General features: G+C 46.8%; 8 protein-coding genes. All 8 read right to left on the reverse strand.

The window, feature by feature from the left end; all coding sequences use genetic code 11:
- Window positions 1–195 precede the first annotated feature (195 nt).
- Window positions 196–1,884, reverse strand: coding sequence for a GTP-binding protein (locus E7204_RS07870; RefSeq protein WP_295183324.1), 1,689 nt, complete (start codon window positions 1,882–1,884; stop codon window positions 196–198).
- A gap of 147 nt (window positions 1,885–2,031) precedes the next feature.
- Window positions 2,032–2,931, reverse strand: a complete 900-nt coding sequence (gene cysD, locus E7204_RS07875; RefSeq protein ID WP_127058054.1) for a sulfate adenylyltransferase subunit CysD — start codon at window positions 2,929–2,931, stop codon at window positions 2,032–2,034.
- A 73-nt stretch (window positions 2,932–3,004) separates the two neighbouring features.
- A complete protein-coding gene (locus E7204_RS07880) occupies window positions 3,005–3,319 on the reverse strand; it encodes a 4Fe-4S dicluster domain-containing protein (RefSeq protein ID WP_295183326.1) in 315 nt (104 codons plus the stop codon).
- Window positions 3,316–5,088: an adenylyl-sulfate reductase subunit alpha gene (locus tag E7204_RS07885; RefSeq protein WP_295183328.1), complete on the reverse strand. Its 1,773-nt coding sequence runs from the start codon at window positions 5,086–5,088 to the stop codon at window positions 3,316–3,318. Before E7204_RS07885 ends, E7204_RS07880 begins: the two co-directional genes overlap by 4 nt.
- A 147-nt stretch (window positions 5,089–5,235) precedes the next feature.
- On the reverse strand, window positions 5,236–6,339 hold the full coding sequence (locus E7204_RS07890; RefSeq protein WP_295183330.1) for an ABC transporter ATP-binding protein: 1,104 nt from the start codon (window positions 6,337–6,339) through the stop codon (window positions 5,236–5,238).
- Window positions 6,340–6,464: 125 nt separating this feature from the next.
- A complete protein-coding gene (locus tag E7204_RS07895; RefSeq protein WP_295183332.1) occupies window positions 6,465–7,301 on the reverse strand; it encodes an ABC transporter permease subunit in 837 nt (278 codons plus the stop codon).
- A 1-nt stretch (window position 7,302) separates the two neighbouring features.
- Window positions 7,303–8,253: a sulfate ABC transporter permease subunit CysT gene (gene cysT, locus E7204_RS07900; protein ID WP_295183334.1), complete on the reverse strand. Its 951-nt coding sequence runs from the start codon at window positions 8,251–8,253 to the stop codon at window positions 7,303–7,305.
- Between the two features lie 8 nt (window positions 8,254–8,261).
- Window positions 8,262–9,284: a sulfate ABC transporter substrate-binding protein gene (locus E7204_RS07905; RefSeq protein WP_295183336.1), complete on the reverse strand. Its 1,023-nt coding sequence runs from the start codon at window positions 9,282–9,284 to the stop codon at window positions 8,262–8,264.
- Window positions 9,285–10,335: the final 1,051 nt, after the last annotated feature.

Raw genomic sequence — 10,335 nt, forward strand, 5'->3', positions numbered from 1 at the left:
AACCTCCTAAGTTGAAATGTTGTGGTTACCAGACCAACTTCATTGTACCATTAGGAGGTTCTTTCCTTTTCTATAAGAGTTTTTTACCGACCCCCAGTTTAACTGGGGGTTTAGTCATGCCTATTCGGCGTACAATAAAAAAGCAGCCACACAGTAATATACTGTATGACTGCTTAGTCTTATTCGCTTATACTATTAAATCGACCAGAAGGACTCATGGAATATGATTTTACGGTACGTTTCAAAACGAAGCCATTTATCATGCCATGCACCGTCATGCTGTAACGCATCATCGGAGGATTCAGCAATAAACTGTTTTACATCATCGTCGGAGTTAACCTGTACTGCAAAACCGCGACCGTTCACAACCGGCACGTCGTTATATGTATACTCAGCCAACGGAACGATATTGGCCAATTTACCGTCCCGTACTTCGATAGCCACTTTATCGCGGAGAACCAAGATATCAAAGTTTGCCGGATAGTTGTAGCTGGCACCGGCGAGCGGCAAGCTGTCACCAATATTAAAAGTCGTACGGTTAGGGCGAATTTTATCCACTTTGAGGCCTTCTACATTGTAGTAGAATTCGTCAAACACATCGCCGCGTGCTTTCAAACCATTGCCTTCAAAGCTGTGCTGTTCCGCAGTAGTACCTACCGCTTCCACAACGCCGCAAGCGGAGGTCATGTTGCTTACACGGTTGATTAAAATAAGTTCGCCCAACGTCTTATGACGACGGAATTCATCCATAACAACCGGCGTCTGGAAGTGCAAGGTGCAAAGGGCGATACTGTTTTTACCGAGTTCTGCAGCCGGTAAATGTTCACCGCTGTTCACGTCGATTTGGTACTGAATATCCGTCACCGTAGCGGCCACTTGTTTGGTACCGAGGCTAACGAGATATTCATTGCCCACTTCAAGTGGTTCGTCATCCATCCAAAGGAGTTTAACGCTGGCCGTTTGAGCGATTTCAATACCTGTCTGTTTTACGAGCACGCTGCCACGAGACACGTCGATTTCACGGTCAAGTTCAACGGTCAACGGCTGACCGTTTTTCGCTTCTTGCACTTCGTCAAAACCGACCATCAAGGTCTTCACCTTAGCCGATTCGCCGCTCGGCAATACGGTGAGGGTATCGCCAACGGCAATTTTGCCGGATTCCACTTGGCCTTGGAAGCCGCGGAAAGTATGATTTGGACGGCAAACGCGTTGTACCGGCATGTAGAAGCCATCTTCCGCTGCGCCGGATGCATCTACGTTTTCAAGGTATGGCAATAAGGCCGGCCCTTCGTACCAAGGCATGGTGGTTGCTTTAACGGTGATGTTATCCCCTTCGGTAGCCGAAACCGGAATTACCTGTACTTGCTTGAGGCCTACTTCTTTAGCAAGGGCCGCGATATCCGCTTCAATCTTGCGGAACACGTCTTCTTTATAGCCTACAAGGTCCATTTTGTTCACGGCAAACACGAACGACTCAATCCCCATCAAAGCACAGATTCGTGCATGACGACGGGTCTGTACCAAAATGCCCTGCGAAGCATCTACCAAGATAATGGCCAAATCCGCAAAGGACGCACCTACGGCCATGTTACGGGTATATTCTTCGTGGCCCGGTGTGTCCGCTACGATAAAGCTACGGTTATCGGTAGTGAAATACCGGTACGCTACGTCAATGGTAATCCCTTGTTCACGTTCCGCCATAAGGCCGTCGAGCAATAAGGAGTAGTCGATGGCGCCGCCACGACTGCCTACTTTACTTTCCAATTCCAAGGCTTTTGCTTGGTCCGCATATAATAATTTTGCATCATATAAAATGTGACCAATCAAGGTGGACTTGCCGTCGTCCACACTGCCACAGGTAATAAATTTTAAAAGTCCTTTCATCGTTGTATCCTCTCTGTCATCTCCATAGCATCTTTTTCAAAAAAGAATCTGCCTACTAATCCGGCTCATACCATTTTTGCAATTGTCATTCAGCTTTGCAATTATCATTCAGCTTTACTTTATATGTGGCGGATTTTTTAGTTCTTTTTAGAAATAACCTTCCCGTTTACGACGTTCCATGCTGCCCGCCGCTTCACTGTCGATAACACGGGTCGTGCGTTCGGACGATACAGCCGACAAGGTTTCTTCGATAATTTCATCCAAGGTGGTCGCATCGGATTCAGTGCCGCCCGTCAACGGATAGCAACCTAAAGTACGGAAACGCACTTTCTTCTGCTCGATTTTTTCACCCGGAAGAAGTTTGAAACGGTCATCATCAACCATGATGATGTTGCCGTCGCGGTATACAACAGGACGTTCTGCCGCGAAGTACAAGGATACAATGTCGATGTTTTCACGCTTAATATATTGCCAAATGTCTTTTTCGGTCCAGTTGGACAATGGGAAAACGCGGATACTTTCGCCTTTGTTGATTTTGGCGTTGTAAAGTTTCCACATTTCCGGACGCTGGTTCTTCGGATCCCAACCGTGCGACGCATTACGGAAGGAGAAGATACGTTCCTTCGCACGGGATTTTTCTTCGTCACGGCGACCGCCCCCAAACGCTGCCGTGAAACCGTATTTATTGAGGGCCTGTTTCAAGGCCTGTGTTTTCATAATATCCGTATAAGCCGAACCGTGGTCAAACGGGTTGATGCCCTGGTCCACGCCGTCCTGATTGATGTATTCAATCATATCGAGGCCGAACTTCTTAGCCGTTTCATCGCGGAATTTAATCATTTCTTTGAATTTCCACGTTGTGTTTACATGTAAAAACGGAAACGGCGGTTTTTCCGGATAAAATGCCTTACGCGCCAAGTGGAGCATTACCGAGCTGTCCTTCCCGATGGAGTACAACATAACCGGCTTTTCACACTGCGCCGCTACTTCGCGGATAATATATATGGCTTCCGCTTCCAATTCATCTAAATGGCTGTATTCACTCATTCGCAATACCTTCTCTCTTTTTCTAACAGTTTATTTTAAAACATAGCTCTTTCTATTTTTAAGCAATCTCTTCTTAGTATTTATTCGATTCTTGGGCATTGACCACGATGGTCTGGCTTTCCCCGGTCGGCGAGGTGTACTCCCAATTCCAATATTGACCGTCGCGACGTGCTTTCATAGTGCCGCCAAGGCCGCCCATATCCGGTCCGAGGAAATAGGCAATGGCCCCTACAGGACATTCCTTGATGCAAGCCATACAGCCCCAACAATCCTTCGGATAGGCCATAAAGGCTTTACCCGCTTCATTCATAGCCGGTAAGCTGCCGGGGCAAACATTAACGCAACGCTGACAGCCTACACAGGTCTGTTGATCGATTTTGATGCTCATAATGCGCCTCCTTTGCTGACGGCCACACCGTCTTGATGTTCATAATAATCCGCTGTTACCAACGGACGCTGACGAATTTCAATGCCCTTGTCCGTCGCTACGGAGTTCACATAACAGAGCCATTCATCACTGGTTTCCGGATAATCCAGATTTTCCGCAAAACTGTGCCAACGCGTTTCCTTGCGTGCGCCCAAGTGGGCGATTAAGGTGAGACAAACAACTAGGCGTTCTTTCAGTTCATAAATGAACAGTAAGTCGTGAAGGTTGTCTGCTTTTAGCTTTTCAGCCATATGGATTAACTCTTCAATGCGCGCTTTCGCTTTCGCCAATTGTTTACTGTTAAAACGATAATATGACCCGATACCGCCGGCATAGCTGTCCATGGCTCGCTGCATGGCTTCTTCCAGCTGCTCCGTCGTGTAAAGCGGTGCTTCACCGGTAAGGAAGGCATCATAAGCATCTAAATAGGCATTGGCCTGTGCTTGTACTTTAGCCGATACCTTATGCGCTGCCTCGGTAGCTTCCGCGGTGGCGTCATTTGTTGCCGTTTTGTTATCAAGCTGTTCTTTTTGCCACCGTTCGGCAATAGCCAAGGCTGCAATTTCACCTTCCGCCAAGGCACCGGTTACATATTTCTGTGGACAACCACCGGCTACATCGCCGGCGGCAAAGAGGTTACGAATCGTTGTTTCACGCTGCGTATCCACCCAGTAACCGCTCGCCGTATGACCGCCAACAATATATGGCTCTGTGCCTTCAATTTCCACGTTCTGCTGCTGCGGGCCTTCACCGGATTCGAGCCACTTTAACGTCTGCCCCGGCGCCATGTTGAGGTATGCCTTCAAGAGGTCCATGTTCTGTTCGCTCGTAATACCTTCGGTAGCCAAGTAACAAGGGCCGTGACCGTCCAAGGTTTCTTTGACGGTACCATACACACGTTGCGATGTGGTAAGGCCGTATTTCGTTTCATACACTTCGCCGTCCGCATTGACCTGCTTGGCGCCTACGCCTTGAGCAATCGTGCCGGTAGGCGCGATTGTGTCTTTACACCGAAGGGCGATAAAACGCATTTCAAAGGTAGTCATTTCAGCACCCGCTTTGATGCCCATGGCATAGCCGGCACCCGTGTTGAACGGAGAATACCACATTTTGTGGCGTGAAAAACCGGGGTTGTTCGGACGGTAGAGTCCGGCTGCACCACCGGTAGCACAAATTACATAAGGGGCATAAATTTCATAAGCCACATTATTGCGCAAGGAAAACCCGACAGCCCCTTTAATTTCGCCGTTTTCTACTAAATAATCGGTCATGATCACGTGTTCCATAACCGTTGTGTTCGGCAAAGCCCGCACGGCATCAGCCAAAATAGGCTTGATGTTTTCACCGTTAATTTTAATATTACGATTACCGCGCGCCATGTACTCGCCGTTTTCATCTTTTAAAATGACGAGCCCCAAATCTTCCAGCACTTTGGTGACGCCGTTAAGGCGTTCGCTCATGCTGAGGAGCAAGTCATGACGCACAATGCCGGCCGCATCCTTTGTGGCGTAGTCCACATAATCTTGCGGCTTGCGGCCCTTTACGATGTACGCATTCAACGCATTCACGCCGGCTGCCAAACAACCGCTACGCTGAATAGCCGCTTTTTCTACAATGAGAACCTTCGCATCGCTCTCTTTTTGCAAGGTCAGCGCCGCATAACAGCCTGCCGTGCCGCCCCCAATGATGAGAACGTCTGTCTCGATTCGCTCTCGCTTCTCAAATTTCATTATTCTATCCCACCTATTTTAATTGCCTACTTAATAGCTACTATTATTCTTAATCGTTGCCTTTACCCACTACGTCGTTCAACTTTGCCTGATTCAAGTCTAAATCAGGATAGTCGTTCAACTTTGCCGCTACCAGGCTAATCAGTATTAAATATAGAATACCTGTCCCGGTTCGAGTGCCTTATTCTTAGCTATATGAACGTCCGTGTTGCTACATAAGAACAAACGGTAAATCAGGACGTCCACTTCTTCGCCGACGGTATACATATTCGCTTCAATCGGTTGCTCCGCTTCGATGGTGTGCTCACCAATGCGAATCTGCATGCTGAGCCTTGTTCCTTGGAATGTTACGGCTTCCACCACACCATGCTCCACGGCACTCTTGTTGCCGTTATCGGCATTCTTTTTATAAACCGCCACGAATTCCGGTCGGATAATAGCCCAATCGAAGTTCTCTTCCTTATCAAAACCAACCAGTTTCTCATAGTTCATAATGCCTTTGGCTTTGCCCATGAATCCGGCTACAAACGGTGTTGCCGGGGTGCCGTATATTTCTTCCGGCGTCCCCATCTGTTCGATACGACCGTTATTGGTTACGATAATTTCATCGGCCAATTCTACTGCTTCTTCCTGATCGTGCGTCACGAATATGCTGGTAATCCCGGATTTTTTAATGGTTGCTTTAAGCCACTGTCGCAAGTCGTGTTTTACTTTCGCATCAATGGCTGCAAAAGGTTCATCCAACAGCAATACATGCGGTCTTGGTGCCAATGCACGGGCAAAAGCCACACGCTGCCGTTGACCGCCGGATAATTCACCGGGATAGCGGTCCCGTAAATTAGCAAGTCCCACCAAGTCCAACAATTCGGTAACACGCTTTTCAATTTTGCCTCGGTCTTCATTTTGTACGTCCAAGCCGAACGCAATATTATCAAAAACCGTCATGTGACGGAATAGGGCATAATTTTGAAAAACAAAGCCGATTCCCCGTTTGGCCGGTACGATTTCATTCACACGTTGACCGGCAATATAAATATCCCCTTCATCGGGATGTTCAAGGCCGGCGAGCATGCGCAGTATCGTGGTTTTACCGCTACCGCTGGGGCCCAATAAAGCGACGATGCGCCCTTCTGTTATTTCGAAATTCACATCTTTCGACGCCTCGTAGTCGCCATATTGTTTAAAAATCCCATTCATGGCTACATAGCTGGCCGCCTTATCAGCGGTCAACTCCGAAGGTAATAGACCCATCTCATCACCTCAATTTCTCTCTTCTTCTCTTGCTAAAAAATCTCGCTAAAATGTATATAAAATGTATCTCAAAATGTATCTTAAATCATATGTATCTTAAAATCGTATGTATATTAATCACACAGCTACTCGCCGGCATGGCCGACGCGATGTTCCACATAGGCTCTTAATATGAGTAAAACTACCGACAGCAGTACCAATATGGAAGACGCTGCAAAAGCCGCTGTCACGCCGGTTTGCGAACCGGACATGTAGAGGGCATCAATTTCAAGAGGCAATGTAAACGTGCTGCCACGGGCCTTAGATAAGGCTGCCACGGTACCGAATTCCCCTAAAGCGCGAGCCGCACATAATAACACACCGTATAAAAAAGCCCACTTGATTTGCGGGAAGGTGACTTTCCAAAAAACGGTCAAGCCCGATGCCCCCATGAGGACAACCGCTTCTTCCTCTTCACGACCGCGGGTATGCATGATGGCAATCACCTCACGGAACACGAATGGTAAGGTAACAAAAATCGTTGCCAAGAAAACACCCGGTAAGGCAAAGACAACGCGCCAATTCGTGCCGAGCCACTGGTTAATGGTGTCCAAAATGCCATAGCCCCAGCCGATGCGACCGAATACCATGATAAAGGCAAGGCCCGCAATAACCGGTGAAATGGAGAACGGCACATCGATTAAGGTCATAAGGAACTGTTTGCCCTTAAAATCAAATTTGCCGATGCAATAGGCCGCACAGAGGCCGAAAAAGCCACTCACTAAAACAGCTACTAACGCTGCCACGAGGGTTAAGCCCAATGCGGACAAAACGTATGGTGTTGTAATAGCCTGTAAATAGAAGCCCCAACCTTGTGCCAATGAGCTGATAATTACCGTTACGAGTGGAAATACCAACATCAAAATGACGAACACAAAGCCCAAGGTGATTAAAGTATTTTTTACCCAGGTAGACTGTTTCATCCTATCGACCTCCTAACCGCCGTGCCTGGCGTAACTGCATCAGGTTCACGGAAAGCAAAATTAGAAAAGCCAATACCAAAAGTACCAAGGCCATAGCCGTAGCGCCCTCATAATCCACATAATTGAGTTTTTGCATGATTACATAAGACACCACTTGGGTCTGCGCCTTAGCGCTGTTCCCCGAAATATAGATAACGCTACCGTACTCACCAAGCCCACGGGCAAAAGCCAGGGCAAAACCGGCAAGGCCGGCCGGTAAGATTTCCGGTAAAATAATGCGTCTGAAAATCGTAAAGTTAGAAGCCCCTAAAACAGCGCCCGCTTCTTCGTAAGAGCCGTCCAGTTTTGCCAACACGGGCTCTACGGAACGAACGACGAAAGGAATACCGACAAATACCAACGCGATGATGATACCAATCTTGGTATACACAATGGATACGCCCAGTTTTACCAAGGCACTGCCTAAAAGGCCTGTCTCGGAATAGAGTTTGGATAAGGTAATCCCCGCTACAGCCGTCGGTAAGGCAAAAGGCAACTCAATAAGGCTGTCGATGATGCGCCGTCCCGGGAAGGTGTAGCGCACCAAAATCCACGCCAATAAGGTACCGAAAACCAAATTTATGCTAGCTGCCGCAAAGGCCGTCATGATGCTCGTCGCAAAAGCATGCCATACTACGGGTTTGGAAATAGCTTTTACGAATTCAGCCGGTGGAATTTGAAGGGCAAAACCCAGTACCGTGCCGATCGGCAAAATGACGATAATCGACAAGATGGTCAATGTCACGCCCATGGTTAGACCAAAACCGGGTAGTAAACGCGGTGTTTTTGCTTTTTTACCGCTGCCTTTCTTCTTTGGTGAATCCGGCAGCACCGGAACGGTTCGTTTATGTTCAACCGCTGTTATAGAATTCGTCGTCTGATTGATTTCATTTGTTTGATTCTGCTCGTTCATAGCTCCTCCTATTCATCGCGAATTGTATCGAATAGGGCACCATCTACGAAAAAGCGCTCATACGCAGCATTCCAGCCGCCAAAATCTCGAATTGTCACCATACGGGCCGGTGTAGGATATTCCGCGGCTACTTCCTTCATGACCTTTGCATTCGTCGGTCTGAAGCCGTATTTTGCAATCAATCGCTGACTGTCCGGTTCGTAAAGGTAGGCTAAATAATCACGAGCCACATCATAGGTGCCGTGTTTTTTGGCAATCTCCGCCACTACGGCTACGCTCGGTTCCGCCACAATGGAAACGGATGGCATAACAAGCTCGTATTCACCCGGATAGTGCTCCATGATTTGTTTAGCTTCGTTTTCCCACGCCAATAACACATCGCCCTGCTTGTTTTCAACAAAGGTCGTCGTCGACGCACGGGCCCCGGCATCCATAACGGTTACATTGTTATAGAGCTTTTTCACAAAATCAGTAGCCTTCGTCGTGTCATTGTCCGGTCCGCCGCCATACGCATAGGCGGCTAGGAAAATCCAGCAAGCGCCGCCGCTGCTCTTAGGATCCGGCGCGATTAAACGTACGCCCGGTTTTACCAAATCCGCCCAATCTTTGACTTGCAGCGGATTACCTTTGCGCACTAAAAATACGACGGTCGACGTATACGGTGCGGAGTAGTTCGGTAGTTCCGACTCCCAATTCGGATCTAACAAATGAACCTTTTGCAATAAATTTACGTCATGGGCCAGTGCCAAGGTCACCACGTCCGCGTCAAATCCTTCTACCACAGCTCTCGCCTGATTGCCTGAGCCCCCATGGGATTGATGGATTTCTACGTCCTTACCGGTTCGTTCTTTATAATATTTTGAAAAATCGGCATTATATGCCTCATAAAACTCTCGTGTCGGGTCATAGGACACATTCGTCAGTGTTGTCACGTTAGCGTTATTCTCCGACGAAAATGAATGACCGGCTCCCCATAGCATAGCCCCCACTATGCCAACCGACAGAAGTGTATACCAGCCTTTTCGTTTCATAGATATAACCTTCTATCTTTTAATACTCTCTCTTATTGTTAAAACTCTCTCTTAGGCCGTTACTCGTGCTCGGCCGCAGCTTCTTTCCCAAATCAATCTGCTATATTACGGAATGTTTTTGTTTCAGGGATTAATGTTTTCTGAAAATTCTTAATTCCTATAATTTTAACAGGTATTTAAGGCGCACGGAGTGCGCAAAATGTAAAGCTGTGTTTGATTGTACTTTTTAAATCATACATTGTCAATAGGATATGAATCATTTACAGACAATATAAATACTATAGTTTATTATATATGTTTTTAATTGAATATATTTCTCAAAATATTCTGTCTATATTTTGGATTATAGGAGATTATGTGGCTGTTTTTAGCGTTATATGGGGGATTTGGTGTATCTATTATAATTTAAATGAATTTATTTATCAGTAAATATAGAGTGATTCTATTATATATAATAGATAATATATATATGTATTTAGGGCATTCATGGGTTTGGTTTTTCAAATTTAGGGGTGATGGGGTAAGCCGGATTGGTTCACACGCTGCGATAGTGTGGTTAATTAGTTGATGATATAGGGGCTAGAGGAAGAAAGCACTATTGATTTAGGACCTCGCCGCATTGCTTCGCTCGCTGCGGTAGAGGGAGTTATCATAGATTCTATGAGCTGTAATGGCGTAATGCTCTATTGTTTTAGGGCGTAGCCGCATTGCTTCGCTCGCTACGGTAGAGGTATTTAGTCCCGCAGAGTATTATGCGCCTGTTCAGCGACTTACCTATCATTCTCGCCATCGCTTCGCTCGGCTCGAAAGAAAGTGATGCAATACGATTTGCGCGTCGCTTTGCTCCTTCAAATCGTTTGCCCTACTTTTCCCAAGGCCAAGGCCTGGTCGGATAGGTAGTCAAGACAATAAAAAAAGGGTTCTATAATTTATTTTGGGGCGCTAAAGAGAAACGCTAGTTGCGTGTCCTCTTGGCGCCTACTTTTTTTTGCACAAAAAAAGATATATTGAATAAAATCCGATACAATAAAGGTGCTAACAATTAACGAAA

It is taken from the genome of Veillonella sp. (genome assembly GCF_015058545.1).
In the GTDB taxonomy this organism is placed as follows: domain Bacteria; phylum Bacillota; class Negativicutes; order Veillonellales; family Veillonellaceae; genus Veillonella_A.